This is a genomic window from Schaalia naturae, from assembly GCF_042665795.1.
Lineage (GTDB): Bacteria > Actinomycetota > Actinomycetes > Actinomycetales > Actinomycetaceae > Pauljensenia > Pauljensenia naturae.
This window is the reverse complement of sequence record NZ_JBHTEF010000001.1, coordinates 1-25,723: the sequence shown is the minus strand read 5'-3', so window position 1 is coordinate 25,723 and position 25,723 is coordinate 1. Positions and strand designations below refer to the sequence as shown.

The window sequence follows — 25,723 nt, the reverse complement described above, 5'->3', positions numbered from 1 at the left end:
AGACTGGGCGCGCGGGTGGGCCCGGATCACCTCAATGCGCGGCACGACGGTCATCGCAGTTCTCTGTCGGGCCTGCCGGGACTCGGCCTCGACCGGCTCATGCGACATCAGGGGGCGGGAGCCCGCGCGACGGGGGTGTCTCGGCGGCGCGGTCGGCCGGATGCGAGGTGCCGGCAGGCAGGACGGTGAGGACGAGCAGGGCGCCCGCGATGACCGCCAACCCTATTCCGGCAAGGGAGGTGAGGCGTTCGCCGACCACGGCGACCGCCAGAATCGCGGCGATGGCCGGCTCCAGCAGCGTCACGGTCGTCGCCGTGCTCGCCGGCACGCGGGCCAGACCGATCCCGAAGAGGAGGTACCCGCAGAACATGGGGATCAGCGCCATGTAGCCGGCGACGAGGAATGCCCGCGGCGACTCCACGAGGGGCGCGCCGGTGAGGAGGAGGACGGGAACCAGCAGCGCGCCTCCCCCGCCGAAGACCGCTCCCATCGCCGCCGCCCGGTCGACGCCGCTCCTCATGAGCCGGCTGGCCGCCCACGAGTAGGCGGCGTAGGTCGCGCCGGCGACCAGCCCCAGGCCGATGCCGGCCAGGATCCCGATCGCCGAGGACTCCGGCCCACTCATCCGGGAGGCGCACAGCAGGACGCTGCCAGCGACGCCCAGCGCCGCCGCGAGCATCCACGACCGGCTCAACGGCCGGCGCTCCGCGAACCGTTCGAGCAGGCCGGAGACGAGCGGCGCGGAGGCCAGCGAGACCACCGTTCCCACGGCGACCCCCGCGGCGCGCATCGAGCTGTAGAAGGCCAGCGGGTACACGCCGACCGACACCGCTCCCCACGCCACCACACGACCCTGGGCGCGCAGCGATGGCCAGGCCGCCCGAAGAGCCGGAGCCGCGGCCGCCGCCTGGAGCAGGCCGCCGGCGCCCAGCGCGGCCGCGCCGATCGCCAACGGGCCCGCCGCCGGCGCGAAGGTCGCCGCCGTGCCCGTGGTCCCCCACAGCACCGAGGTGACGGCGATCGCGGCGATGCCGACCAGCCGCGTCCGGCTCACGACCCAGCCAAGAGCGTCTCGGCGATCGACCGCGCGTGCAGGAGCCGCTCGGAGCGCCCTTCGAGGCCGGCACGGCTGACGGCGCCCTCCAGGACGAACGCCAGGTGCTCCGCCAGCCCGGCGGACTCGTCCGTCGAGGCCATCTCCTTCAGATGCCCCCGGAGAATCGACTCGACCTGCTCCTTGTGCCGGCGTACCGCTTCACGGCCCGGAGAGCCTGCAGGCAGTTCAGCGGCCGCGTTGAGCAGCCCGCATCCCCGGAATCCGTGCTCGTACACCGCCTCTGCGTGATCGATGTAGGCATCGAACACGGCCAGGACGCCCTGCTCGGCCGTGGTCGCGTGCGTCAACCGCGCCCGGTACAGCTCCAGCCATTCCTCGTGACGCGCCTCGATGTAGGCCCGTACCAGTTCGTCCTTCGAGGCGAAGTTGTTGTACAGGCTCATCTTCGCGACCCCGGCCTCCGCGATGATCGCATCGATCCCGGTCGCTGTCACTCCGTTCGCATAGAACAGCCGAGCCGCCGCCCCCAGCAGGCGCTCCCGCGCTGACCCGGCTCTCATCGCCATCCCTGTCCTCCCCGCTCACCCGCCAACGCGGCCACGCTACCATTAGGTAGATCAGTCTACCTATTCGGACGGAGAAACCGTTGCCCCCGATCCGGCGCAAATTCGTCGCGCCGCCCGGCGAGGATCCGGATGGGCTGGCGCACGCTCGATGAGGACGTCGATGGTCCACGTCTGCCGTCGGCCAAGACCCCGGTCACGTCCTCATCGAGAGCCGGCCCGACCATCGACGTCCTCGTCAGCGACCCGGTTGCCCCGGATCCGCGCGGCGCGCAGGCCGTTGAGGATGACGACCACCTCGGCGCCCTCGTGGATCAGGACGACCTGGGCCAGGCCGAGCACGCCGGTGATGGCCAAGGGCAGCAGACACGCGATGATGAGGATCGCGAGGACGAGGTTCTCGTTCATGATCTGGCGGCCCCGTCGGGTGTGGGCGAAGGCCTGGGGGAGCAGCCGCAGGTCGCGGCCTGTGAAAGCCACGTCCGCCGACTCGATCGCCGCGTCGGATCCGGTCGCTCCCATGGCGATTCCGAGGTCTGCGGCAGCAAGCGCCGGGGCGTCGTTGATGCCATCCCCGATCATCGCAGTCGGCGTCGACCGGCTCATCTGCCGGATCGCCTCTGCCTTGTCCTGCGGGCGCAGTTCCGCCCTCACGTCCTCGATCCCGGCCTCGAGGCCGAGGGCGCGCGCCGTCCGCGCGTTGTCGCCCGTCAGCATCGTGACGCCGATCCCCGTGCGCTCCAGGGTGGCCACCGCCTCCGCCGACTCCGGCCGGAGCTCGTCGCGGATGCCGATCACGCCGACGCTGACGCCGTTGCGGCGCACGATCACGACGGTCGCGCCCTCGGCCTCGAGGCTCTCGACGCGATCGGCCAGGCGCCCGGCGTCGAGGCGGCGTGGGCTCCCGATGGCGACCCGTGCGCCCCCGACGAGTCCGCCGATCCCCTGGCCGGCCGTCTCCACGATGTCCTCGGCACGCGCCGCGCCGGGGGCTGCCGCGCAGATCGCCGCGGCCAGCGGATGGACGCTCCCCCGTTCCACGGCCGCCGCCCAGGAGAGAAGCTGGTCCTCGGAGATCCCGTCGACCGTCTCGACATGGGTGACGGCCGGCCGGTTGCGCGTCAGCGTCCCCGTCTTGTCGAGGGCGACGTGTCGGATCTCCCCGAAACGCTCGAAGGCGGCGCCCGACTTGATGACCACGCCGAACCTGCTGGCCGCCCCGATCGCCGACACGACGGTGACGGGCACGGCGATCGCCAGCGCGCAGGGCGATGCCGCGACGAGGACGACCAGCGCCCGCGTGACCCACACCTGAGGATCGCCCAACACGGATCCGAGCGCACCGACGAGGACGGCGAGGACCATCACCCCGGGGACCAGGGGCCGAGCGATGCGATCAGCCAGACGCGCACGCTGCCCCTTCTCCGTCTGGGCCTGCTCGACCAGGCGGACGATCGTCGTCAGGGAATTGTCGGCCCCGGCTGCGGTGGCCTCGATCTCGAGAGCGCCCGTCGTCGCGATCGCACCGGCTGAGATAGCCTCGCCCGGCCCGGCCTCGACCGGGATCGACTCGCCGGTGATCGCCGAGGTGTCGAGGCTGCTGTGCCCGGCGCGAATGATCCCGTCTGTGGCCACCCGTTCACCGGCACGGACGATGAGGACATCGCCGACCTGCAGATCCGCTGCCGGGACGTCGAGGGTCGTTCCCCCGCGCTGGACGGTCGCGGTCTGCGGGACCAGCCTCAGCAGCGCACGCAGACCGGAACGCGCCCGATCCATGGCCTTGTCCTCAAGGGCCTCGGAGATCGAATACAGGAACGCGAGCGCGGCAGCCTCCTCGATCTGGCCGAGCAGGACCGCCCCGATCGCGCTGATCGTCATCAGCAGCCCGATCCCGAGCTTGCCGCGCGTCAGCAGATCGCGGACGGCCTCGGGGGCGAAGGTCGCCCCGCCGGCGATGAGCCCGATCCAGAAGACGACCGACGCCGCCGTCCGGGCCCCCGCCCATCCGCACACGAGCCCCGCCGAGAAGGCCGCCGCGGAGACGATCGGGAGAACGACCTCGGGATCGCGCCACCACGGGCCGTCCCCGGCCTCGTCACTGTCCAGATCGGCGACAGCCCCGGGCATGAGGTCTGCCCCCGCCCTCACGACTCCAGCCCCTCGACTGCCCGATCGGCCGGGCACGCCGGAGAGCACCCATCGTCCACGCAGGGCGCGTCGACGTCGACGGCGAGCGTGACCTCGACCAGCTCTCCCAGCGCGCGGACCAGATGGGCGTCGGCGATTTCGTAACGGGTCCTCCGCCCTTCCGGCTCGACCACGACGAGGCCGCAGCCCCGTAGGCAGGCCAGGTGGTTGGACACGTTCGACCTGGTCAACCCGAGGTCGCACGCGAGGATGGCGGGATAGGACGGCCCGTCCAGCAACGTCAGCAGGATCCTCGACCGGGTCGGGTCCGCCATCGCGCGGCCCAGTCTGTTCATCGCGTCGAGGCGAGAGGCAATGGTCAGCATAGGCTGAATCATACAGCGGCAGCTGACCAATGGGTATCGCGTTCCCATCCGCTTCTGGGCGACCACCGGACGCGCGGGAGCGCCGACAGCACAGAATACCGATGCGGGAAGACCCGGACGTCCTCCCTCTCCAGCCTGTGACCTGCACACATGAGAATGCAGGCAACGTCCGCCGACCAGGCCTCCCGGACATTCTGTGCTGCCTCGAGCCGAGATCGCCTGTGAGCGCTCACTCGGAACGCCGCCCACCGGACAGAGGCGCGATGCGGAGGTCGCGTGGGCCATGCGGAGATCCCCACACGGGATGCGAAATAGGCGCATCCACTCCGATGGAGCGCGTCCGCCTACCCGCTCTGTGACGTCGTGACATCCTCGTTGTCGGCGACGACCGTCAGCGTGAAACTGATCTTCGCGTTGTCGGGCCCCGTCAGGGTCGCGGCCGTCGTCCCCTCCCTCTTCGCGTCGAAGGCAGGATTCACAGAATAACTGCCCTTCGAGCCGCCGGCGGAGAAGCCTGCGATACCGGGATCCCCGACCGCACCCGTCCAGAGGTCCAGTTCGGAATCGTCGACCTGGAGGACCAGGGGGATGTCCCGAGAGATCTTGATCGTCCTGCCCTGCAGGCTGGCCGGGTCAAAGAAGATCGGGGCCGGCAGCGACGCAGGCGAGGAGGACTCCGCGGAGGATTCAGGGCTTTGAGCCGAGCCCGCCGACTCCGCCCCTGAGGAGCATGCCGCGGCCACGAGGAACACCGAGGCGAGCGTCCCCGCAAGGACAACGGCGGAACGCCTCATGGCGGATCCTCCTTGACGCGACAACTACTACCAACAATGAACATCATACTCTCTTGCCAACACAAAGGTGACGTACGAGACTTCTGACTCGCCGTCGAGCCAAGTCCAGATTGCGCAGACACAAGAGCCTCTTCCCGAGGATGGCCAACGGGACAGCGACTCGAACATGCCCTGGAGGCATTCCCCCCGGGGTCGGCATACAGGGAGGGTCCGGTCCTTCTGGGACCGGACCCTCGGCTGGTAGCGGGGGCGGGGATCGAACCCGCGACCTCACGATCACCACGTCAACGAAGGCCCGGCCCAGCACGCCGACAGACACCTACGCCCGCGGCACCGAGACCTTCACCACGACCGTCACCAACACCGGCAACGTCGACCTCACCGACATCACGATCGAGGGAAGCCTCGACAACCACACCCGCGACAGCCTCCAAGTCCCCCACTTCACCTGCCCCGCCCACACTCTCGCGCCCGGCGCCTCGATGGAGTGCACGTCCACCATCGAGATCACCGACGACCTCATGTCCACAGACACCCTCAGCCTCGCAGAGACAACGACGGCCACGGGCGCGATCCTCGGTGGCAAAACCAAACAGGTCACCGACTCCGACATCGCGATCGTCAAGCCCCGCTACACGCTGACCTATGACGCGAACACCGCGGGCGGAACCGTCTCAGGCAATCCGATCACCCGAGCCCGAGGCCAAAACTGGAACATCCTCTCCACCGCGCGAGCCGCAGGGAAGACCTTCCTCGGATGGTTCACCACCCCGACAGGCGGCACCCAGGTCACCTCCTCCACCAAGGCGATGAGCGACCTCACCGTCTACGCCCACTGGCAGGCCAAACAGTTCACCGTCGCCTTCCTCCCCAACGCCCAAGGCGGCACCGTCACCGGCGAGATGGGCTCCACCGCCTTCCAGGTCGGCTGCGCCACCTGCCGACTCCCCGCCAACACCTACCAGAAGACCACCGGGGCGAAAGCGTTCATTGACGAGGACGGCGGCGAGACAACGGAACTGAACAGCGTGTTCCTCGGGTGGAGCACCGACCCCGACGCCCGCGCCGCCACCATCGCCGACCACGCCCAAGCCGGCGCCCTCTCCACCCGAAACCGCGTCGAGCTGTACGCCATCTGGGACGACGCCCCCCAATTCCTGTACAAGGAGTACCCGAACCGCTACTTCACCCTCGACCAAGCACGCGCCGGCGACATCACCGAAGAGGAACTGCTCTCCACCGTCCGCGCCTTCGACCGCGAAACGACCCCCCTCCAACGCAAGACACAGGCGGACGTCGCCGCGACCGGCTCCGACATCGGCATCACGCTCTTCGACTACGACCCGGACGACTACACCTCCATGACCGCAGACGGATCCGTCACCCTCACCTACAAGCTCAAAGACGAGGCTCGCAGCGTCGCCTTCCTGCGGATCCGTGTCACCGTGAGCACCGGCAACCCAGAGGCCCCCGAGGTGAACTACGTGCGCGGGATCTCCAGCCAGTACCTCGACAAGCCCCCCGCCGAAGGCGGCCTCGCAAACGACAGCGGCTGGCGCACCGACCCCACACTCCGCGCCGCCCTCAACACAGCCCTCACCGACACCGACGCCACCTGCTACCAACTCGACCCCGACGCGCTGGCCGGAATCCGCGCCCACATCGAGAGCCACGGCTTCGGAAACTCCGAAGATCAAGGCGGATTGGCAGAGGTAGTGGGCCGTTGGTTCGAATCGGCAACATGCAAGTAGAGCGCCGACGGCAGAGAAATACCCTGCATCGCCATTGATGCAGGATATTCCTCGTACTGGAGGTGGAAGATCAAGCGGAGACAACGATCATGGATTCCCCCTCCGTTCAGGATCGCATCGCGGAACCGGCTCCTGTCTCCCAGAATGTCGAGATGCCTTGCTGAAGAACCAGCGAACGATCGCGAGCACGATGACGACAGTGACCACGAGACCGACGATGGCAACCACCATCCATAGGACTTGAAATTCCCACCCCCCGGTTACGATAGACACCCCATCCATTGAATTCAGCGCCACGATGACTCACCTCGATCTTCGCTCAATCTCAGCCCAAGTCGTTCCCAAATCTCAAAAACGCGATCCAATCCTAGGGTCTGGGTGTGTCAGATTAACGGTGGATCTGGCCTGGCGCATTTCAGTTGATTCGGCCTTCGAAGGTGATCGCGAAGGCGTTGAGTGCGGGCTTCCACCTCGTCACCCAGCGTGCCCGACCCCGGCCGGTGGGGTCAAGCGACCTCGTCACGAGATACAGACACTTCACCGCGGCGGCGTCGTTCGGGAAGTGTCCGCGTGCCCTGACCGCGCGGCGGTAGCGGGCGTTGAGGGACTCGATCGCGTTGGTGCTGCAGATGATGCGGCGGATCTCGACGTCGTAGTCCAGGAACGGGATGAACTCGCTCCAGGCGTTCTCCCAGAGCTTGCGGATCGCGGGATACATCGTGCACCACTTCTCCGCGAACTCCTCGAATCGAGCTCTCGCGGCAGCCTCGGTCGGCGCGGTGTAGACCGGGCGCAGGTCGCGGGCGATCTGGTCCCAGTACTTGCGCGACGCGAAGCGGAACGTGTTGCGGATCAGGTGGATGATGCACGTCTGCACGACCGCGAGCTCCCACGTCGTGGTGATCGACTCCGGCAGTCCCTTCAGACCGTCGCAGACCACGATGCACACGTCCTCGACGCCGCGGTTCTTGATCTCGGTGAGCACGCCCAGCCAGAACTTCGCGCCCTCGCCGCCGTCGCCGGCCCAGATCCCGAGGATGTCCCGTTCCCCGGCCGTGGTGACGCCGACGGCGACGTAGAACGGCTTGTTGCGGACCTGCCCGTCCCGGACCTTCACCACGATCGCGTCGATGAACACCACCGGGTAGACCCGGTCCAGCGGCCGGTTCTGCCACTCGGTCATCTCCTCGATCACCTTGTCGGTGATCTTCGAGATCGTGTCCTTGCTGACGCTCGCGCCGTAGACGTCGTCGAAGTGCGCCGCGACCTCACCAGTCGTCAGCCCGCGCGCGGTCAGCGACAGGACAATCTCGTCGATCCCGTCCAACCGCCGCTGCCGCTTGCGCACGATCTTCGGCTGGAACGACCCGTCACGATCTCTCGGCACGTCGATCTCGACGGCACCGACCTCGGTGAGCACCGTCTTCGAGCGGGTCCCGTTGCGCGCGTTCTCACCGATCGAGGACGCGTGCTTGTCGTAACCGAGGTGCTCGGTCATCTCAGCTTCCAGCGCGGTCTCCAGCACCGTCTTCGTGAGCCCGCCGAGCAGGCCTCCCGGCCCGACGAGGCTGACTCCCTGCTCCTTGGCCTGCGCGAGCAGCTGCTCGGCGATCTGTTGCTGATCGATGATCTCTCCTGTCACAGGATCGATCATCTCGATGGTCTGGCTCATAGCCCTTCCTTTCGGTCAGGCCAGTCCCAGATCCACCGTTCTCCTGACAGTCCCATCTCGACCGGACGCAACAGGGCCTCGATGTCCGCCTCATAGAATCGCATCTGCCCCGATGGGAGCAGGATGTGGCGCAACCGGCCGCTCTTCGCCCAACGACGGATCGTGTCACGGGAGACCCCCACGATCTCCGCGGCGCGACCTGTACCGATCACTTCACATAGTTGCATTTCTTGCGACCGCATGGCTTAGATCATGCCTGCGCACCTAGGTGCTGTCAAGTACGCCAGTTGCAGTATTTGCTACAGTGCCCTATCCTGGCAACATGACAGCACCCGCGGTCGGTACTCGCGACGATCTTCTGACGGCTGACAGAGCCATCGGCATCACGGTCAACCAGCACCTCTTCGTGCGCAGCATCCAGGCCCAAGAGCTTGCTCACGCCCTGGAGGTCACCAAGTCATCGGTCAGCCGCAAGCTGCGCGGAACCGTTGGCTGGTCTGCAACAGAGCTGCTCGCAACGGCCGCGTTTCTCGGGCTCCAAGTCCAGGATCTGATGCCCTCCCCCGACGGCCGGGGCGGGTGGATTCCCGCCGCTTACGTGCCGGCGTACAGGGAGGGTCCGGTCCCTTCCGGGACCGGACCCTCGGCTGGTAGCGGGGGCGGGGATCGAACCCGCGACCTCACGATTATGAGTCGTGCGCTCTGACCGGCTGAGCTACCCCGCCGCTTGGGCCGTGGGCCGCCAGGCGCCCCACAACCGGAGCCCCGAAAGGGAATCGAACCCTTGACCTTCTCCTTACCATGGAGACGCTCTGCCGACTGAGCTATCGGGGCAACGCGGAAAACCCTATCCCAGCGCCGATCACGTGGGCAATCGACGACGCTGAGAAGGACCTCACACGTTCGGCCGCAGGAAACCTGCGGCCTTGTGGCGGGGGAGGGATTCGAACCCCCGAAGCATTCCGCGGCTGATTTACAGTCAGCTCCCTTTGGCCACTCGGGTACCCCGCCATGCGCCGCCAGGGCGGTGCCGTGAAAGAATACCAGCGATCAGGACCGGGGCGCCAATCGCGGCACCACGGCCGCGACGCACAGAGAGGAGCATCGTCATGGCCGACTCGTCGTTCGACGTCGTCTCGAAGATCGACCGTCAGGAGGTGGACAACGCCGTCAACCAGGCCGCGAAGGAGATCTCCCAGCGCTACGATTTCCGCGGTGTCGACGCCGCCGTCCGCCTCTCGGGAGACGAGATCGAGATGCAGGCCAACACCCCCGAACGGGTGAGGGCCGTCCTGGACGTCCTGGAGTCGAAGCTCATCCGCCGCGGAGTCTCACTGAGAGCGCTGGACCTCGAGGGCAGGGAACCCAAGGCCTCCGGAAAGATCTTCATCCTCGCAGTCCCCCTGCGCGAGGGCATCAGCCAGGACAACGCCAAGAGGATCACGAAGCTCGTCCGCGACCGCGGCCCCAAGGGCGTCAAAGCGCAGATCCAGGGCGACGAGGTCCGCGTCTCCTCAAAGTCCCGCGACGATCTGCAGGCCGTCATCGCTCTGCTCAAGGGCCCCGAGGCGGAGTCAGCCCACATCGACGCCGCCCTGCAGTTCGTCAACTACCGCTGAGGCCGTCCTCGTCCCGCACCGATCCGGCACCGGCGAGGGCGTCCCCGCCTCAGGAGCTCAGTAACCCGCCATCTTCTCCAGGCGGGCGATGCGCTCCTCCATGGGGGGATGCGTGGAGAACAGCCGTTGCACGCCACGCCCGCGGAACGGGTTGGCGATCATCATCGCCGCGACGTTCTCCGTGGCCGGCGTCGGCTCCATCGGCACCCGCGTGGTCATCTGCTCGATCTTGCGCAGGGCGCTGGCCAGGGCCAACGGATCCTGGGCGAGCTGTGCCCCGTTCTCGTCCGCGTCGAATTCCCGCGTCCGCGAGATCGACAACTGGATGAGGGTCGCAGCGATCGGGGCGAGGATCGCGGTGGCCAGCGCCGCCAGGGCGTTCATACCGCCGCCCTCGCGATTGCGCCCGCCGCCGAAGAACATGAGGAACTGCGCGATCGAACTGATCAGACCGCCGATCGCGGACGCCACCGACGAGGTGAGGATGTCGCGGTTGTAGACGTGCATGAGCTCGTGTCCCAGGACGGCTCGCAGCTCCCTCTCCCCCAGGATCGCGAGAATCCCCTCCGTGCAGCACACAGCCGCGTGGTCGGGGTCCCGCCCGGTGGCGAACGCATTGGGCGAATGCGTGGGCGCCACCCAGATCGTCGGCATCGGCTGGCCCGCCCGCTGGGAGAGCTCGGTGACGATCGCGTACAGGACCGGCTGTTCGGTGGGTCCCACCTGACGGGCGCGCATTTGGCGCAGTGCCAGTGTGGCCGAGTTCCAGTAGGAGTACGCCGTCGACGCGAGGCCCATGACCGCGAAGACGCCGATCCAGACGGCGTTGCCGGTGCCCTGCGCGATCAGCCACCCGATGACCAGGAGGACGGCCCACAGCGCCAGAAACAGCCCCGCCGTCTTCAGCCCGTTGTGGTACCGGTGGCCCATCGCATTCCCTCCCCGCGCGTCTGCGTGTCCACGCTACCGGCGGTGCCGGTCCCCGGCACGGCGAGACGGACGTTCCCAGCGTTTTGGCAGGTTGCGTTCCGGTCTCGGTCCGGCGCGCGGGGACGCCCTCGACGCCGCGAGGCGGGCGGCCGGTTCACCGGTTGTTGCGGACGCCCTCCGGGCCGGAGTAGTCCTCCCCGAAGCGATCGACGGCCGTGGGCACTCCCATCTCGCCGGGATGGCCGATGAGGTCGGCGGTGGCCGAGTGGTCGTCGGGCACCTCGTCGCGCGAGATCCGCGTCATCGCCTCGCGCGAGACCACCTTGACCCTCTCGCGGATGCCGCGCCCGCCGGGCAGCTCCCCGAAGTCGGAGCCGAGCTGCTGCTCGTAGGCGTCCAGCAGCTCCCATCCCTGCCAGGTTGTGAAGGCGACGCCGCGCTCCTCCAGCAGACGGACCATGGCGTCGTGGCCCACCGCGGCGGTCCCGGCGTGCAGGCGACCCTGCTCCGCGTCCTCCACCAGGTGCGCGATCGTCTGCTGGGCGTCCGACTTCGTGGAGCCGATGAGGCCCACCGGTCCGCGTTTGACCCAGCCGGTGGCGTACAGGCCGGGGATGGCGTCCCCCGGGTCCGCGCCGGGCCGCCTGAGGACACGGCCCTCGGCGTTGGCGATGACGCCCCTGCGCTCGTCGAAGGGGACCCCCGGCACAGGGGAGGAGAAGTAGCCGACGGCCCGGTAGACGGCCTGGACGGGCCACGTCGTGCGCACGCCGGTGCCCCGGACGGACCCGTCCCCCGTGAGCTCCGTGCGCTCCGTGACGAGGGCGCGAACATGCCCGTCCTCGTCGGCGAGGACCTCGACCGGGGCTTGGAAGAGGTGGATGTGGATGCGGCGGCTCGCCGCGCGTTCGGAGGGATCGACAGAGGCGTAATTCGTCAGCGTCTTGACGACCTGGCGCTGCTGGTTGGACTCGCGCAGCGCCTTCTCGGAGCCCTCGTCGAACTCGAAGTCCTCCTCGTCGACGACGACGTCGACATCGGGGACCTTGCCGAGCTCCCGCAGCTCCAGGGGGGTGAACTTCACCTGCGCGGGCCCGCGCCGACCGAAGATATGGACGTCCGTGACCTGGTTGTCCGCGAGACCCTCGGCGACGTTGGCCGGAATCTCCGTGACCATCATGTCCTCCACGTGCTTCGACAGCACTCGCGAGATGTCGAGGGCGACGTTGCCGACCCCGACGACCGCCACCTCCCGCGCGGCCAGCGGCCAGGTGCGCGGATAGTCCGGGTTCCCGTCGTACCAGGAGACGAAGTCGGCTGCGCCGTAGCTCTCGGGCAGACCGATGCCGGGGATGCGCAGGGGAGCGTCCCGATCGGCGCCGGTGGCCAGGATGATCGCGTCGTAGTGGTCACGGAGGTCCTCGATCGAGACGTCACGTCCGATCTCGACGTTCCCCAGCAGACGGATGTCCCCGCGTTGGAGGATCTTGTACAGCGCCACGATGATCTGCTTGATGCGCGGGTGGTCGGGCGCCACACCGTATCTGACGAGTCCGTAGGGGGCGGGCAGCCGTTCGAACAGGTCGATGTTCACGTCCAGACCGGATTTAGACAGGATGTCCGAGGCGTAGATTCCGGCTGGGCCCGCGCCGATCACGGCGACGTTCAAAGTGGTCACGCGTCAGTTCCTCTGCTCGTACTCGATGCCGCCTCGGGGCCCTCCCCCGCCGCCCGGTGACAGATCCCCCGCGGGCGGCCGACACACAGCCCGTCCATTCTACCCAGGACCGGTCGCGCGCAGCCGAGGGCCGCCTCACCCTCTCGTCGCCGCCCGCATCGCCGCGCGTCCGCCTGCCCGTCCGGAACGAACAGGACAGAGACAGCGGGGACCAACGTCCCGACAATTCCTGAATGGCGCATGGGTCCGGCGACCGGGGATATAGGGTCGAGAATCACTCGTGACAGCGCAGATGCGCCACGAGTGATTCCCTCAACACCTGACGATCGGACACACAATGAGCGTCAAGAGCTGGAGAGCGCCCGCCACCGCGTGCGCTCTCCTGGCAGCAGCGGCAATGACGACGACGGGACTGACCCCCGCACTGGCCGCCGAGACAACCCCCACGGACACATCGCAGTCCGGCACCGTCGAGGTCTCGACGGACGCCGAGGCGCCGGAGTCCGGCCTCACCCAGGCCGCGCCCACCAATGCGCAGACGCCTGTCGCGCGGGCGAACGAAGACGTGGATCCCAACACACTGACGGTGCTCAGCACCACGGACACCCATGGTCACATCTATGACTGGGACTACTACACCGCACAGGTCCCGCAGCCGAAGAAGGGGGTCCGGCAGGACGTCGGCCTGGCGCGCCTGAGCACCGCGATCCAGCAGATCCGCGCCGACCGCGGCGCCGGCTCGGTCCTGCTCTACGACTCCGGCGACACGATCCAGGGCACGCCGCTCACCTACCTGGCGGCCATGCAGCCGGACAAGCTGGAGACGGCCTCAGGCTCCGACGTCCACCCGATGGCGCAGGCCTTCAACGACCTGGGCTACAACGCGGGATCTCTCGGCAACCACGAGTTCAACTACGGGCTGGACACGCTGCGCGCCTACGAGGAGGACCTCGACATGCCGCTGCTGGGCGCCAACGTCATCGACGACGCGACGGGCCAGCCGGCTTTCACCCCCTACGTCATCAACCACGCCACGGTCGCCGGCCACGACGTCAAGGTCGGCGTCCTGGGCCTGGTGACCCCCGGCGTGCGGATCTGGGACAAGGCGAACGTCTCCGGCAAGCTCCTCTTCGAGGATCCGACCGAGGTCGCCCTCAAGTACGTGCCCGAGATGAAGGCGGACGGCGCCGACATCGTCATCATCGCGACCCACACGGGCCACGGCGACGCGCAGGACTGGGAGCCCAGCGATCTCCAGGAGAACACCGCGCAGTTCCTCACGACGAAGGTCGACGGCGTCGACATCGTCCTGGGCGGGCACACCCACCAGGACGTCCCCGGCACCGTCACCCACTCGCCCGACGGGTCCCCGGTCCTCTACACCCAGTCGTGGATGTGGGCCCAGGTGCTCTCCGACATCAAGATCCCGCTGACGTTCTCCAGCGATGACGCGGACGCCACGGTCGGCATCGACTGGCCCACCAAAGCGGACGGCTCCTCCGACGATGCCGCCATCGCCAACTGGGTCTCGAAGGACTACGCCCGTGACCTCACCGACGACACGCTGCTCACCGATGATCCGATCCTCCAGGCGGATCACGGCGCCACTGTGGACTACGTCAACACGAAGGTCGCCACGGCGACGGAGGACATGTCCGGTGCGGACTCCCGCTGGAAGGACACTCCGATCATGGACTTCGTCGGCAAGGTGATGACGGACGTCGTCTCCGCCGACATCGCCGACGGCAAAGGCCTCACCGACGCCTTCCAGCCCTCGGACGCGAACCTGCCGGTCGTCGCGCAGGTGTCCCCCTTCTCCCGCGACGCGTTCTTCCCGAAGGGCGACGTCACGATCAAGGACATGGCCGGCCTCTACATCTACGAGAACACGTTGATGGCCTCCCGGATCACCGGCGCGCAGATGAAGGACTACCTCGAGTTCTCGGCGATGTACTTCTGCCGGACCGAGGTCGGCGCCACCTTCGACCCGGAGACGTGCACCGGTGCTCCGCGGCCCTCGCTCACGCGGGGTGCGGATCCCACTCAGGGGATCCCGGACTACAACTACGACGCCCTGACCGGGGTCGACTATCTCATCGACGTCTCCCAGCCGGTGGGTTCCCGCATCGAGAACCTCACGTATGAGGGAAAGCCGGTGGCCGACGACGATCAGTTCATCCTGGCCATCAACAACTACCGGCAGTCCGGTGGTGGCGACTACGTGAGCTACGTCGGCGACATGCCGCTCGTCTACGACGCCCAGAAGGAGATCCGCCAGGAGATGATCGAATACGCCCAGGACAAGGGTGTCATCGATCCTGCCGATTTCTTCGTCGACAACTGGCGGATCACGACCGCCCCCTACGTCGCCCCGACACCGGAGCCCTCCGACACGCCCACGGACCAGCCGACCACGCCGGCGCCGTCCACGTCCGGTTCGGCCTCTCCCGCCGGAGGGCTGGCCTCCACGGGCACGGATGCCGGAGTCCTGGCCATGCTCGCGGTGCTGGTGGCCGCGATCGGCGCCAGCGTGACCGTGTCCGTCCGCCGCCGCCGCAGCTGACGGCCCGTCGACGCAGGTGCGGGGTCCAAGTCGTGTCCGGGCATCGGGAACGCGCCCAGTCGAGTGCTGAGTCCGCGCCTCGCCGTCGGTGACGAGGGCGGCGCCCCCGGGAGGCTCGATCCCCCTGGGGGCGTCGTCCATTCCGGGCCCCCGCGAACGGGCGCGCGGTTCGAGCACCGACGGGCGTCCGCTTCGGGGCCAGCCCGGCCCAGCCATGCGGAGAACCTCGTCGATCCCGACTGGCGTGAACACGCGGGCCGCGTCAGGCCACGCGCTCGACCATGAGCCTCGCGAAGGAGATCAGCGCGGTCCGCGGCTCGCCCTCCGGCAGGGGGTCGAGGCTCTCCACGGCCGCCAAGGCCCACCCGCGCGCCATGCCGCGCGTCTCCGCCACGACGCCGTGGGTGCGCAGGCGCTCGACCACCGAGGCCAGCGCCTCATCGGAGTCCAGGTCCCCCTCGAGGTCCGACAGGATCGCGCGGCCCTCCGCGTCCAGCGTCCCCTCGCTCGCATGCCTGCGCAGCAACAGGACGGGCAGCGTGTCGACACCCTCGCGCAAGTCCGTGCCGGGGGTCTTCCCCGAGGTCTCGCCGGATGACACGAGGTCCAGCACGTCGTCGGCGATCTGGAAGGCGACGCCGACCTTCTCCCCGAAGTCCGCGACCACCTGCGCATACTCCCGCGGGGCATGCGCGTGGTACGCGCCGAAATGGGCCGCTGCGGACAGCAGGGACCCCGTCTTGTCCGCCAGCACCTGGACGTAGAAGTCGACCGGGTCGTCGCCGGGCCGGGGTCCGAAGGTCTCGTTGAGCTGGCCGAGGCACAGTCTCTCGAAGGTCCGCGAGTGGTGCGCCACGGACTCCGATCCCAGCGTCGCGATGAGCCGGGACGCCCGCGCGAAGAGGATGTCACCCGCCAAGATCGCGCGGTTGTTGCCCCACAGGTGCTGCGCCGAGGGGACGCCGCGCCGCGTCGGAGCGGAGTCCATGACGTCGTCGTGGTACAGGGACGCGATGTGCGTGAGCTCCATGGCGGTGGCGGCGGCGATGACCTGGTCGGACAGCGCCAACTCCGGCGATCCCAGCTGGGCGCACACGAGCGTGAGCAGCGGCCGGATCCTCTTTCCCCCGGCCTGCGCGAGGTGCGCCGTCAGGTCGTCGACGAGATCGCGGGAGCCCGCGACGGACCGGTGGAGCAGGGCCTCCACGGCATCGAGGCCGGGCGCGATCGCGGCCTCGAGGGCGGGGACGTGCAGATCGGGAGGAGTGAGTGTCACGGCAGGAGTATGACCACCTGATTCAGCAGGGATAGGACCGGGTTCGGGAAGACACCCAGCACGATCGTACCCACCGCGCACACCGCGATGGCAACTGCGGACAGCCCCTCCGACGTCACGACCACCGTGCGGCCCGTCGGCTCCGTGAAGAACATCAGGCGCACCAGGCGGAAGTAGAAGAACGCTGTGACCACCGAGCAGGCCAGGGCGATCCCCACCAGCCAGCCCAGCCCGCCGGCGAACCCGTCGGAGAAGATGACGAACTTGCCCACGAACCCGGCGGTCAGGGGGATCCCCGCGAAGGACAGCAGGAAGACGAGCATGGACCCCGCCACCCACGGGGAGCGCTTGCCCAGGCCCGCCCAGCGGTCCAGGGCGGTGACCTCTCCGCCGGTCGAGCCCTCGGCGTCCGCCGATCGCACGAGGGTCACGACGCCGAAGGCTCCGACCGTGGCCACCGCATACCCCAGCGCGTAGAACAGCACCGATCCGGCGGAGCCCTTCTGCAGGGACAGGATGCCGATGAGGATGAAGCCCGCGTGGGCGATCGAGGAGTACGCCAGCATGCGCTTGACGTCGTCCTGGACCACGCCGGCGAAGGTGCCGACGACGATGGTCAGCCCCGCGATGACGGCCAGGACGGGCAGCAGGTTCCAGGACAGGTTCCCGGCCACCACCTGGTAGAAGCGCAGCATCGCGGCGAACGCCGCCACCTTCACCGCGGCCGCCATGAAGCCCGTCACCGGCGTCGGAGCGCCGGTGTAGACATCGGGCGTCCAGGCGTGGAACGGCACCGCCGCCACCTTGAACAGCAGCCCGACCATCACCAGCAGGGAACCGGCGACGACCAGCCAGTCCATGCCGTTCGTCGTCGGCAGGGCGGTCGCGACCTCGGAGATCGTCAGGGACCCCGAGTACCCGTACAGCAGGGCGGAGCCCATGAGCAGGAAGGCGGAGGCGAAGGCGCCCAGCAGGAAGTACTTGAGGCCCGCCTCCTGCGACAGCTGCCGGCGCCGGCGGGCCGTGGCGGCCAGGATGTACAGGGGCAGCGACATGACCTCGAGGGCCACGAAGAGCGTGACGAAGGAGTCCGCCGCGGGGAACACCATCATGCCGCCCAGGCTGAACAGGGTCAGCGGGAACATCTCGGAGCGCTGGTAGCCCTTGGACAGGGTACGCTCCTCGTCTCCCGATCCCGGGCGGTCGGAGGGCTGGCCCGCGAAGGCGCCGTCGCCGACCTGCGTGCGGTCGGCCATGACGAGGATCGCGACGACGCCCACGACCGCCAGGATGAACTGCGCGGCGAGGGTGAGCGGATCCTCGACGTACTCCCCGAGGGTGGAGGGCTCGGCCTGGACCCATCGCACGGCGGCGGCGATCGCCGCCCCCAGCGTGGCGAGCAACGCGACGCCGATCCCGATCGGACGGCGCAGCCGCTGGGGCGCGAAGGACTCGACGAGGACGCCCACGACGGCAGCGCCCAGCACGATGAGGACCGGGGACAGCGACGCCCACCCGATCGTGGGCGTGGCGAAGTCGGCGGTGCTGAACAGGTTCACTTCGTGCTCCCTTCGCCAGCGCCCGCCTGGGTGCCGGCAGACTGTGCGTCGACGATCGTCCCGTCACCGACGAGGGCGGCTCCCGCGTGCGAGGCCACCGGCTCCGCCTGGGCGACGGCCGGCGTCTCGACGGCCGCGGCGGCCTCCTCGGCCACCGGCGTCAGCGACCCGACCAGCGGGGCCGACCAGATCCCCAGGACCGCCATCGCGGCGATCAGGGGGGTGGCGACGAGCTTCTCGCGCCCGTCCATGTCGGGCAGCGCGTCCACCCCGGGCTTCTTCGGTCCGGTGAAGATCTTCTGGTAGGGCAGCAGGATGTACAGGGCCGCCACGACGACGCCGAGGACCGCCAAGACGGCGAGCAGCACGTTGACCTTGTAGGTGCCCATGAGGACGAGGAACTCCGGCACGAACCCGGACAGTCCCGGCAGCGCGATCGACGCGAGCCCCGCGACCAGCCAAGTGCCGGCGATCAGCGGCGTCACGCGCTGCATGCCGCGGTAGTCCGCGATCTGGCGGGACCCGCCGCGCTCGGTCAGGAAACCGGAGATGAGGAACAGCGCAGCGATCGACACCCCATGGGCGACCATGTAGAACATCGCGCCGGTGAGGGCCACGGACGATCCGATGAAGATGCCCAGCACCATGAACCCGAAGTGGGACACGGAGGTGTAGGACACCAGGCGCATGACGTCCTTCTGCCCGATGGCGGCGAGCCCGCCCCAGAGGATCGACAGGACCGCCAGGGCGCACAGCACCCACTTCGCCGAGACCGCGGCATCAGGGAACAGGCGAAGGCACAGGGTGATCATCCCGAAGGTGCCGATCTTGTCCAGGACGCCGACCAGCAGCGTCGAGGTCCCCGGCCGCGAGACGGCGGCCGTGTCGGGCAGCCATGTGTGGACGGGGACCATCGGGGCCTTGATCGCGAAGGCGATGAGGAAGGACACGAAGATGCCCATCTGCAGGCCGGAGCCGAATCCGGGGGCCACCTGAGAGGCCGTGTCCAGGCGGAACAGGGTCTCGCCCGGGGCCGTGTCGGGGGCGTAGGCGGCGAACGCGACGAGCCCGCCCAGCATGGCCAGGCCGCCTGCCAGCGAGTACAGGAGGAACTTGATCGCCGCGTGGCGGCGGACCTCCGGGTCCCCCACCCCGTAGCGTCCGATCATGAAGTAGAGCGGGATCAGCATGCCCTCGAAGGCGATGTAGAACAGGACGATGTCGAAGGCGCCGAAGATCACGATCATGAAGGTCTCGAGGAGGAGCACCAGAGCCGAGTAGGCCCCGGCATCGCCGGGCGAGTCCGCGTCGTCCTTCCAGCCCGCCAGGAGCACCAGCGGCACCAGGGCGGCCGCGAGGATGATCATCACCAGGCCCAGGGCGTTGACGCCGAGCGCCCAGGACACCCCGATCTGGGGGATCCAGCGCGCCGACTCGACCATCTGGTAGGTGGAGGCCTGCGACCAGTCGAAGGCCGCGGCCGCCGCGACGATGACGAGCGCGAGCTCGACGACCGAGACCCCCAGGGCGATCTGGCGGCCCCGTCGGCGCAGAGCGGGCACGAGCCCCACCAGCGCCCCCGCGACCGCAGGCAGGGCGACGAGCAACGTCAGCCACGGGAAGGAGGCATCGGTGAATGCGGTGATTTCCATGAGTTCTCCTCCCGCCCTCACAGCATGAAGCTGAGGACGATGGCCAGGGCGACGACCACGCCGCCCAGGATGTAGGACGCGTAGGCGCGCACATACCCGGTCTGGGTCGCCGCAACCGCCTTGCCGGTGCCGCGGGCGACCGTCCCGAGCCCCTCGGCGGCGCCGTCGACGACCACGCGGTCCCCGACCGTCGCCGCCTCGACCAGGGCGACGCCGGGAGCCATGAACAGGCTCTCGTTGACCGCGTCCTGGTAGAGGTCGTTGCGCGCCGCGACCGTGAGCGCGTTGCCGGCGGGCACCGCGACCGGCACCTCGGAGGCCCCGTACCTGCGCCAGGCGATCCAGGCGCCGGCGAGCACGAGCACGAGCGTGGCGATCTGGATGACGATCTCGGGGAGGACGGGCTCCCCGTGCTGCAGGGTCCCGATCGCGGGCGTGAGCCAGTCCGTGAACGCCCCGCCGATCGACAGCGCCCCGCCGATGACGACCGCGCCGATCGCCAGGATGATCATCGGGACGGTCATCAGCGGCGAGGACTCGTGCGGGTGCACGGGAGCGCCCTCGGCCTCGGTGGTCCAGCGGGCCTTGCCGTGGAAGATCATGAAGAACAGGCGCGACATGTAGAACGCGGTGATCCCGGCGCCGGCCATCGCGACCAGGCCGTACACCCAGCCGATCCAGGGCGCGCTGGCATCGCCGAAGGTCGAGGCCGAGAACGCGGCCTCGATGATCTTGTCCTTGGAGAAGAACCCGGAGAACGGGGGCACCCCGAGGATCGCCAGCCAACCCATCATGAAGGTGATCCACGTGGTCGTCATGGCCGTGCGCAGCGCGCCGAAGCGGCGCATGTTGACCTGGTCGGACATCGCGTGCATGACGGAACCTGCTCCGAGGAACATCAGCGCCTTGAAGAAGCCGTGGGTGAACAGGTGGAAGATCGCGAACGCCCATCCGATCGGCCCGAGGCCCGCGCCCAGCATCATGTAGCCGATCTGGGACATCGTCGAGGCCGCGAGGACCTTCTTCATGTCGTCCTTCGCGGAGCCGATGATCGCCCCCAGGAGCAGGGTGATCGCGCCGACGATCGCGACGGCGGTGGCCGCCGCCGGGGCGGCCAGGTAGACCGCTCCCGAACGCACGATGAGATAGACGCCGGCGGTGACCATCGTCGCCGCGTGGATGAGCGCGGAGACCGGGGTGGGGCCCGCCATCGCGTCGCCGAGCCAGGCTTGGAGGGGGAACTGCGCGGACTTGCCGCAGGCGGCCACCAGCAGGAAGACGCCGATGATCGTCGCCTGGGCCTGCGGGAGCGAGCCGACGGACCCGGCGACGTCCGCCATGTCGAGCGTGCCCAGGGACGCCACCATCGCCATCATCGCGACCAGCAGGCCCATGTCGCCCACCCGGTTCATGATGAAAGCCTTCTTCGCGGCCGTGGCGTTCTCGGGAACCTGGTTCCAGAAGCCGATGAGCAGGTAGGACGCCAGGCCCACGCCCTCCCATCCGACGAAGAGGACCGCGTAGGAGTCCGCGAGGACCAGGGTGAGCATGGAGCCGATGAAGAAATTGAGGTAGGCGAAGAACCGGCGGCGGTCCTCGTCGTGCTCCATGTAGGCGACCGCGTACACGTGGATGAGGGAACCGACCAGGGTGACCAGCATGACGAAGGTCATCGACAGCGGATCGACCAGCAGCCCGACCTCGACGTGGACGTCTCCGGCGGGGATCCAGGTGAACAGGTGGGAGTCGAGGCGCCGCCCGGCGGGGTCCGCGCCCAGCAGCTGGACGAGGATGACGACGCCGATGACGAAGGACGCCCAGGACGCGGCGACGCCCAGCCAGTGGCCCCACCTGTCGGAGCGGCGCCCCAGCAGGAGCAGCACCAGCGCGGAAGCGAAGGGGATGGCGATCATCAGCCATGCCAGGGAGGCGGCTCCCGTGGCCGCTGTGAGATCCGCCGCACCGTCGACGGCAGGCGCACCCGCGAGGGGGAGGTTCAAGAGCGACATGTGTGTTCCTCCCTCAGTTCTTCAGCAGGTTGACGTCGTCGACGTTGGTCGTGTTGCGCGAGCGGAAGATCGTGACGATGATCGCCAGCCCGACGACGACCTCCGCCGCGGCCACGACCATGACGAAGAACGCCATGATCTCGCCCGCGACATCGCCGTTGATCCGTGCGAAGGTCACGAACACCAGGTTCGCGGAGTTGAGCATGAGCTCGACGCCCATCAGCGAGATCACCGCGGATTTGCGCACCAGGACGACGGCCGCCCCGATGGAGAACAGCACCGCGGCGAGCCCCAGGTACCAGCCCAGAGTCACTTCTCCTCCTCCTTCGCGTCCTCGGAGGGCACGGCCGTGTGCGCCGCGCTCGCCCCCGGTCCGCTCACGTGGTCGGTACCGGGCCGGCCGGCATCGAGATGCTCGTGCTCGTCCTCGGCGAGGATCGCGGGGCCGGTGGGCTCCGCGGACGTGAGGGGACGCGCGGCCGGCTGGCGCAGGCCGCCGGGAGCCGAGGGCCCGGGCATGCCCCAGGCACCCGAGCGCGGCACGGACTCCGTGGCGGCGGCGCCGTGCAGCGCTTCGCTGGTGTCCCCGGCGCGCTCCAGCTGCAGGGACTCCGCGACCTCGGGAGCCACCTGCGACAGGGACCGGTCCAGGCCGCGCACGCGCAGCACGCGCGGGACCGACTCCTCGACGGGGCCCATCGTGGCCCCGGAGATGGCCGGCACGTCGACGGCGTTCGTCTCCGCGTACACACCGGGGGCGGGCAGCTGCCCGATCCGGCGTCCGGATTCCTTGAAGGCGCGCATCTTCGCCTCGACCGTCGCCCGCTGGCTGATGGACGGGCCCAGGCGGTCGGTGTGGGTCAGCAGCATCGCGCCGATCGCGGCCGTGATGAGCAGGGTGCCCGCGAGCTCCATCGACAGCCAGTGCTTGGAGAACAGCGACGCCGCCAGCGAGGTCACCGGCTCGTTGGAGTAGGGGTCGCCGGACAGGCCGACGGCGCTGGAAACGGAGGTGTGGGCGAGGATCCCGATGAGGATGACAGCCAAGCCCAGCGCCCCGATGACGGCGCCGACGATGTTGCCACGGCGCTGGCGCTGATACTCATCGGAGGCCCCGACGCCGATCATCATGAGGACGAACAGGAACAGCATCATGATGGCGCCCGTGTAGACGACCACCTGGACGGCGCCCAGGAAGGGGGCGCCGAGCGCGAAGTAGAGGACGGCCAGGCCGAGCATGACGGTGATCATGCTGATCGCCGCGTAGGCGGCCTTCTTGAAGAAGAGCACGCCCAGAGCGCCGCCCACCATGAGGACCGCCACGCACCAGAACAGGATCACCTCCCCCGTGCTGCCCATCGCGGGCCAAGAGGCCATGGGGTTCACAGCTGAGCCTCCTCAGATGTCGTGGAGACGACCTCCGCGGTCGCCAGGGACGGGTCGTCGGGACGGTGCTCGCGCACCCAGTCGACCTGGGACTGCGTCACCCCGCGCACCGCGCCGCGGTAGTAGTCGCCGTCCGAGAGCCCCTCCGCCATCGGGTGGGGCGGGGCGAGCATGCCGTCGGACAGGGGGACCAGGAGGTCCTTCTTCTCGTAGATCTCGGTCTCGCGCGTGTACTCGGCCAGCTCGAAGTCGTGGCCCATGGTCAGCGCCCGGGTCGGGCATGCCTCGATGCAGAACCCGCAGAAGATGCAGCGCAGGTAGTTGATCTGGTACACGTTGCCGAAACGCTCGCCAGGGCTGTACTGGGCGTCCGGAGTGTTCGAGGCGGCCTCGACCAGGATCGCGTCCGCCGGGCACGCCCAGGCGCACAGCTCGCAGCCGATGCACTTCTCCAGTCCGTCCGCATAGCGGTTGAGCTGGTGGCGGCCGTGGAAGCGCGGCTGGACGAACGGCCCCTCGAAGGGGTACTGCTCGGTGACCGTCGGAGAGAAGAACGAGGTGATCGTCACGCCGTAGCCGGCCAACGGGGCGAGGAACTCGCCCAGCGGGCCGCGCGGGTCGTGCTCGTAGAGCATCTCGTCGCGCCCGGCGGAGGGCCGGTCGACCTCGGCGTCCCGGCTCGGGGAGCCGGCCACGTCCCGGCCCTTCCCCGCCTCGTCGCGCGTGGTGTCCTCAGTCATCGGAGTCCTCCTCAGTGACGGTGCCGGTCGTGTTCGCCGCCCCCGTCGTCTCCGTGGCCACGGCTGCCACCGGGGCCCGGCCCGCACGGGGGGAGGCCGGGAGCACCTGCCCGGGCAGCGGCGGCACCGGGAAGCCGCCGGCGAAGGGGTCGAAGGGCGCCTCCGCCTCGTCCTGCTCGGCTGCTTCCTCGGCCTCCTCCTTCTTCGCCTCGCCGCGGTCCCACAGCCACATGACGAGCATGACCACGATGAACAGCGCGACGATGACGCCGAGGAGCTGAGGAAGCGTCAGGCTCACCCAGGAGGTGACACCGCGCAGGAGCGCGACGGCCACCACCCAGGCGAGCGACACCGGGATGAGGCGCTTCCAGCCGAAGGCCATGAACTGGTCGTAGCGGATGCGCACGAGCGTGCCGCGGGTCCAGATGATGAGGAACATGAAGAACCACACCTTGAGGATGAACCACAGCATCCCCCACCAGCCATCGTTGATCGGGGCGATGTGGCTGAAGGGCCACGGGGCGTGCCAGCCGCCGAAGAACATCGTCGTGGCCACCGCGGAGACGTTGAGCATGTTGATGTACTCGGACAGGTAGTACCAGCCGAACTTCATGCCCGTGTACTCCGTTATGTGGCCGGCGACCAGCTCGCCCTCAGCCTCGGGGAGGTCGAAGGGAAGCCGGTTGATCTCGCCGACCGCCGAGATGCAGTAGATGACGAAGGCGGGGATCAGCGGGATGAACCACCACAGGCGCCCCTGGTCCGCCACGATCTCCGAGGTCGACATCGATCCCGTCATGAGGAAGACGGAGACCAGGGCCAGCCCCATCGACAGCTCGTAGGAGATCACCTGGGCGGAGGAGCGGACGGCGCCGTACAGGGGCAGGGTCGAGTGCGCCGACCAGCCGCCGAGCACGATGCCGTACAGGCCCAGCGAGGTGATCGCGAGGATATAGAGGGTCGCCACCGGCATGTCCGCCAGCTGCAGCGGCGTGGAGTGGCCGAACATCGAGACGTTCGGCCCCATCGGGATGACCGCCATCGTGGAGAAGGCGCAGAACGCGGCCAGCGTCGGCCCCAGCCAGTACAGGAACTTGTCGGCGCGCTCCGTGGAGCGGATGTCCTCCTTGAAGAGGAGCTTGACAGCGTCCGCGACCGCCTGGAACAGGCCCAGCGGGCCCGCGACGTTCGGGCCGGGGCGCGTCTGCATGCGGCCCAGGCCGCGGCGCTCGACCCACAGCGCCATGAGGACGCTGACGATGAGGTAGACGACGATGAAGACCGCCTTGATGAGGGTCAGCCACCACGTCTCCTGCGAGAAGTCCGCGACCGTGTAGTCGGGGACCGCCATGGGTTCGACGAGATTCACCGGGCCACCTCCGCTGTGGCACTCAATGCCACCAGGGACCCGGCGGCCCCCAGCGACTCATGGACGAACGATCCCTGCGAGCATTCGGGCACCCACACGACGTGGTCGGGCAGATCCGCTGGCTCCGCGGGGAGTGTGATCGAGCCGCGGTCGGTGGACACGGTCAGGCGGCCGCCCTCCTCGACCCCCGCCTCGGCCAGCGTCCGGCTCGAGGCCAGGGCCACCGGGCGGCGGGCCGATCCCGCCAGCCACGGCGCGCCGTCCTGGAGCCGTCCGGCGTCGAGCATGGGCTTGTGCGTGGCGAGCACGGCCTGGCCCTCCGCGATCGCGGCGGGAGGCCGGGCGTCGACCAGGTCGAACGCGGGACGCGCACCCGACCAGTCCATCAGGGGGTTGACCTCGTCGTACAGGTCGGTCAGCGTCTCGACCCCCAGGTCGACCCCGAACTCCCCGGCGAGGCGCGACAGGACGTCGCGGTCGGTCAGCGAACGGGCGGAGACAGCCTGGCCGAACGGGCGGAGACGGCCCTCCCAGTTGATGAAGGTCCCGTTCTTCTCCAGCGGCGGGGCCACCGGCAGCACGACGTCGG

20 protein-coding genes, 3 tRNA genes and 2 pseudogenes are annotated in these 25,723 nt (G+C 68.9%); 4 read left to right on the top strand and 21 right to left on the bottom strand.

The window, feature by feature from the left end; genetic code table 11:
• Nucleotides 1-97: 97 nt before the first annotated feature.
• From ACFQWG_RS00125 to ACFQWG_RS00105, 5 genes are all read right to left on the bottom strand, one after another.
• Nucleotides 98-1,054, bottom strand: a complete 957-nt coding sequence (locus ACFQWG_RS00125) for a DMT family transporter (RefSeq protein ID WP_380971042.1) — start codon at nucleotides 1,052-1,054, stop codon at nucleotides 98-100.
• On the bottom strand, nucleotides 1,051-1,617 hold the full coding sequence (locus ACFQWG_RS00120; protein WP_380971040.1) for a TetR/AcrR family transcriptional regulator: 567 nt from the start codon (nucleotides 1,615-1,617) through the stop codon (nucleotides 1,051-1,053). The genes ACFQWG_RS00125 and ACFQWG_RS00120 overlap by 4 nt, the downstream gene beginning before the upstream one ends.
• A gap of 207 nt (nucleotides 1,618-1,824) precedes the next feature.
• Complete coding sequence (locus ACFQWG_RS00115) at nucleotides 1,825-3,750, bottom strand: heavy metal translocating P-type ATPase (protein WP_380976138.1); 1,926 nt, start codon at nucleotides 3,748-3,750, stop codon at nucleotides 1,825-1,827.
• Nucleotides 3,751-3,767: 17 nt separating this feature from the next.
• A complete protein-coding gene (cmtR, locus tag ACFQWG_RS00110) occupies nucleotides 3,768-4,136 on the bottom strand; it encodes a Cd(II)/Pb(II)-sensing metalloregulatory transcriptional regulator CmtR (protein WP_380971038.1) in 369 nt (122 codons plus the stop codon).
• 344 nt (nucleotides 4,137-4,480) lie between these two features.
• Nucleotides 4,481-4,930, bottom strand: a complete 450-nt coding sequence (locus ACFQWG_RS00105; RefSeq protein WP_380971036.1) for a hypothetical protein — start codon at nucleotides 4,928-4,930, stop codon at nucleotides 4,481-4,483.
• A 140-nt stretch (nucleotides 4,931-5,070) separates the two neighbouring features.
• Between ACFQWG_RS00105 and ACFQWG_RS00100 the strand changes: the two genes are divergently transcribed.
• Nucleotides 5,071-6,681, top strand: a complete 1,611-nt coding sequence (locus ACFQWG_RS00100) for an InlB B-repeat-containing protein (RefSeq protein ID WP_380971034.1) — start codon at nucleotides 5,071-5,073, stop codon at nucleotides 6,679-6,681.
• A 415-nt stretch (nucleotides 6,682-7,096) separates the two neighbouring features.
• Here ACFQWG_RS00100 and ACFQWG_RS00095 read toward each other — a convergent pair whose 3' ends face one another.
• Together ACFQWG_RS00095 and ACFQWG_RS00090 are read right to left on the bottom strand one after the other, a co-directional pair.
• Nucleotides 7,097-8,353, bottom strand: a complete 1,257-nt coding sequence (locus ACFQWG_RS00095) for an IS256 family transposase (RefSeq protein ID WP_380971033.1) — start codon at nucleotides 8,351-8,353, stop codon at nucleotides 7,097-7,099.
• The gene (locus ACFQWG_RS00090) at nucleotides 8,350-8,580 is read right to left on the bottom strand and encodes a helix-turn-helix domain-containing protein (RefSeq protein ID WP_380976137.1); all 231 of its coding nucleotides are present in this window, start codon (nucleotides 8,578-8,580) and stop codon (nucleotides 8,350-8,352) included. The genes ACFQWG_RS00095 and ACFQWG_RS00090 overlap by 4 nt, the downstream gene beginning before the upstream one ends.
• A 95-nt stretch (nucleotides 8,581-8,675) precedes the next feature.
• On the opposite strand from ACFQWG_RS00090, the pseudogene ACFQWG_RS00085 reads away from it, so the two are divergent.
• Nucleotides 8,676-8,897, top strand: a pseudogene (locus tag ACFQWG_RS00085) (hypothetical protein); the annotation flags it as partial.
• 104 nt (nucleotides 8,898-9,001) lie between these two features.
• On the opposite strand, the gene ACFQWG_RS00080 reads toward ACFQWG_RS00085, so the two are convergent.
• The 3 genes from ACFQWG_RS00080 to ACFQWG_RS00070 all read right to left on the bottom strand — a co-directional run bounded on the left by ACFQWG_RS00080 (nucleotide 9,002) and on the right by ACFQWG_RS00070 (nucleotide 9,364).
• A tRNA-Met gene (locus ACFQWG_RS00080) sits at nucleotides 9,002-9,078 on the bottom strand.
• A 36-nt stretch (nucleotides 9,079-9,114) separates the two neighbouring features.
• Nucleotides 9,115-9,187, bottom strand: a tRNA-Thr gene (locus ACFQWG_RS00075).
• Between the two features lie 95 nt (nucleotides 9,188-9,282).
• Nucleotides 9,283-9,364 (bottom strand) — tRNA-Tyr (locus ACFQWG_RS00070).
• Nucleotides 9,365-9,462: 98 nt separating this feature from the next.
• On the opposite strand from ACFQWG_RS00070, the gene ACFQWG_RS00065 reads away from it, so the two are divergent.
• The gene (locus ACFQWG_RS00065; RefSeq protein ID WP_380971031.1) at nucleotides 9,463-9,972 is read left to right on the top strand and encodes a YajQ family cyclic di-GMP-binding protein; all 510 of its coding nucleotides are present in this window, start codon (nucleotides 9,463-9,465) and stop codon (nucleotides 9,970-9,972) included.
• Between the two features lie 57 nt (nucleotides 9,973-10,029).
• Here ACFQWG_RS00065 and htpX read toward each other — a convergent pair whose 3' ends face one another.
• Together htpX and ACFQWG_RS00055 are read right to left on the bottom strand one after the other, a co-directional pair.
• Nucleotides 10,030-10,902 (bottom strand): zinc metalloprotease HtpX, encoded by an 873-nt coding sequence (gene htpX / locus ACFQWG_RS00060; protein ID WP_380971029.1) that lies wholly within the window; start codon nucleotides 10,900-10,902, stop codon nucleotides 10,030-10,032.
• Nucleotides 10,903-11,056: 154 nt separating this feature from the next.
• Entirely contained in the window at nucleotides 11,057-12,580 is a 1,524-nt protein-coding gene (locus ACFQWG_RS00055; RefSeq protein ID WP_380971027.1) for an FAD-dependent oxidoreductase, read from the bottom strand.
• 337 nt (nucleotides 12,581-12,917) lie between these two features.
• Between ACFQWG_RS00055 and ACFQWG_RS00050 the strand changes: the two genes are divergently transcribed.
• Nucleotides 12,918-15,143 carry a bifunctional metallophosphatase/5'-nucleotidase gene (locus ACFQWG_RS00050; protein WP_380971025.1) on the top strand — a complete coding sequence of 742 codons (2,226 nt, stop codon included), beginning with the start codon at nucleotides 12,918-12,920 and terminating at the stop codon, nucleotides 15,141-15,143.
• Nucleotides 15,144-15,405: 262 nt separating this feature from the next.
• Here the strand turns inward: ACFQWG_RS00050 and ACFQWG_RS00045 are convergent, their stop codons facing one another.
• From ACFQWG_RS00045 to ACFQWG_RS00005, 9 genes and pseudogenes are all read right to left on the bottom strand, one after another.
• A complete protein-coding gene (locus ACFQWG_RS00045) occupies nucleotides 15,406-16,419 on the bottom strand; it encodes a polyprenyl synthetase family protein (RefSeq protein ID WP_380971023.1) in 1,014 nt (337 codons plus the stop codon).
• On the bottom strand, nucleotides 16,416-17,978 hold the full coding sequence (gene nuoN, locus ACFQWG_RS00040) for an NADH-quinone oxidoreductase subunit NuoN (RefSeq protein ID WP_380971022.1): 1,563 nt from the start codon (nucleotides 17,976-17,978) through the stop codon (nucleotides 16,416-16,418). The genes ACFQWG_RS00045 and nuoN overlap by 4 nt, the downstream gene beginning before the upstream one ends.
• A complete protein-coding gene (locus ACFQWG_RS00035) occupies nucleotides 17,975-19,630 on the bottom strand; it encodes an NADH-quinone oxidoreductase subunit M (RefSeq protein ID WP_380971020.1) in 1,656 nt (551 codons plus the stop codon). Before ACFQWG_RS00035 ends, nuoN begins: the two co-directional genes overlap by 4 nt.
• A gap of 17 nt (nucleotides 19,631-19,647) precedes the next feature.
• Nucleotides 19,648-21,639: an NADH-quinone oxidoreductase subunit L gene (gene nuoL / locus ACFQWG_RS00030; RefSeq protein WP_380971018.1), complete on the bottom strand. Its 1,992-nt coding sequence runs from the start codon at nucleotides 21,637-21,639 to the stop codon at nucleotides 19,648-19,650.
• Between the two features lie 13 nt (nucleotides 21,640-21,652).
• Nucleotides 21,653-21,952, bottom strand: a complete 300-nt coding sequence (gene nuoK, locus ACFQWG_RS00025) for an NADH-quinone oxidoreductase subunit NuoK (protein WP_291496058.1) — start codon at nucleotides 21,950-21,952, stop codon at nucleotides 21,653-21,655.
• Entirely contained in the window at nucleotides 21,949-23,025 is a 1,077-nt protein-coding gene (locus tag ACFQWG_RS00020; RefSeq protein WP_380971015.1) for an NADH-quinone oxidoreductase subunit J, read from the bottom strand. The genes nuoK and ACFQWG_RS00020 overlap by 4 nt, the downstream gene beginning before the upstream one ends.
• Nucleotides 23,022-23,660: an NADH-quinone oxidoreductase subunit NuoI gene (nuoI, locus tag ACFQWG_RS00015; RefSeq protein WP_380976136.1), complete on the bottom strand. Its 639-nt coding sequence runs from the start codon at nucleotides 23,658-23,660 to the stop codon at nucleotides 23,022-23,024. Before nuoI ends, ACFQWG_RS00020 begins: the two co-directional genes overlap by 4 nt.
• A 97-nt stretch (nucleotides 23,661-23,757) precedes the next feature.
• Entirely contained in the window at nucleotides 23,758-25,116 is a 1,359-nt protein-coding gene (gene nuoH, locus ACFQWG_RS00010; protein WP_380976134.1) for an NADH-quinone oxidoreductase subunit NuoH, read from the bottom strand.
• Nucleotides 25,117-25,130: 14 nt separating this feature from the next.
• A pseudogene (locus tag ACFQWG_RS00005) lies at nucleotides 25,131-25,723 on the bottom strand (NADH-quinone oxidoreductase subunit G); the annotation flags it as partial.

Coding starts and splice junctions, on each gene's coding strand:
- ACFQWG_RS00120 (WP_380971040.1), bottom strand. CDS start 1,617: ATGAGAGCCGGGTCAGCGCGGGAGCGCCTGCTGGGGGCGGCGGCTCGG.
- ACFQWG_RS00105 (WP_380971036.1), bottom strand. CDS start 4,930: ATGAGGCGTTCCGCCGTTGTCCTTGCGGGGACGCTCGCCTCGGTGTTC.
- cmtR (WP_380971038.1), bottom strand. CDS start 4,136: ATGCTGACCATTGCCTCTCGCCTCGACGCGATGAACAGACTGGGCCGC.
- ACFQWG_RS00095 (WP_380971033.1), bottom strand. CDS start 8,353: ATGAGCCAGACCATCGAGATGATCGATCCTGTGACAGGAGAGATCATC.
- ACFQWG_RS00050 (WP_380971025.1), top strand. CDS start 12,918: ATGAGCGTCAAGAGCTGGAGAGCGCCCGCCACCGCGTGCGCTCTCCTG.
- ACFQWG_RS00115 (WP_380976138.1), bottom strand. CDS start 3,750: ATGCCCGGGGCTGTCGCCGATCTGGACAGTGACGAGGCCGGGGACGGC.
- ACFQWG_RS00065 (WP_380971031.1), top strand. CDS start 9,463: ATGGCCGACTCGTCGTTCGACGTCGTCTCGAAGATCGACCGTCAGGAG.
- nuoI (WP_380976136.1), bottom strand. CDS start 23,660: ATGCTCTACGAGCACGACCCGCGCGGCCCGCTGGGCGAGTTCCTCGCC.
- ACFQWG_RS00100 (WP_380971034.1), top strand. CDS start 5,071: ATGGCCAACGGGACAGCGACTCGAACATGCCCTGGAGGCATTCCCCCC.
- ACFQWG_RS00035 (WP_380971020.1), bottom strand. CDS start 19,630: ATGGAAATCACCGCATTCACCGATGCCTCCTTCCCGTGGCTGACGTTG.
- ACFQWG_RS00090 (WP_380976137.1), bottom strand. CDS start 8,580: ATGCAACTATGTGAAGTGATCGGTACAGGTCGCGCCGCGGAGATCGTG.
- htpX (WP_380971029.1), bottom strand. CDS start 10,902: ATGGGCCACCGGTACCACAACGGGCTGAAGACGGCGGGGCTGTTTCTG.
- nuoL (WP_380971018.1), bottom strand. CDS start 21,639: ATGTCGCTCTTGAACCTCCCCCTCGCGGGTGCGCCTGCCGTCGACGGT.
- nuoH (WP_380976134.1), bottom strand. CDS start 25,116: ATGGCGGTCCCCGACTACACGGTCGCGGACTTCTCGCAGGAGACGTGG.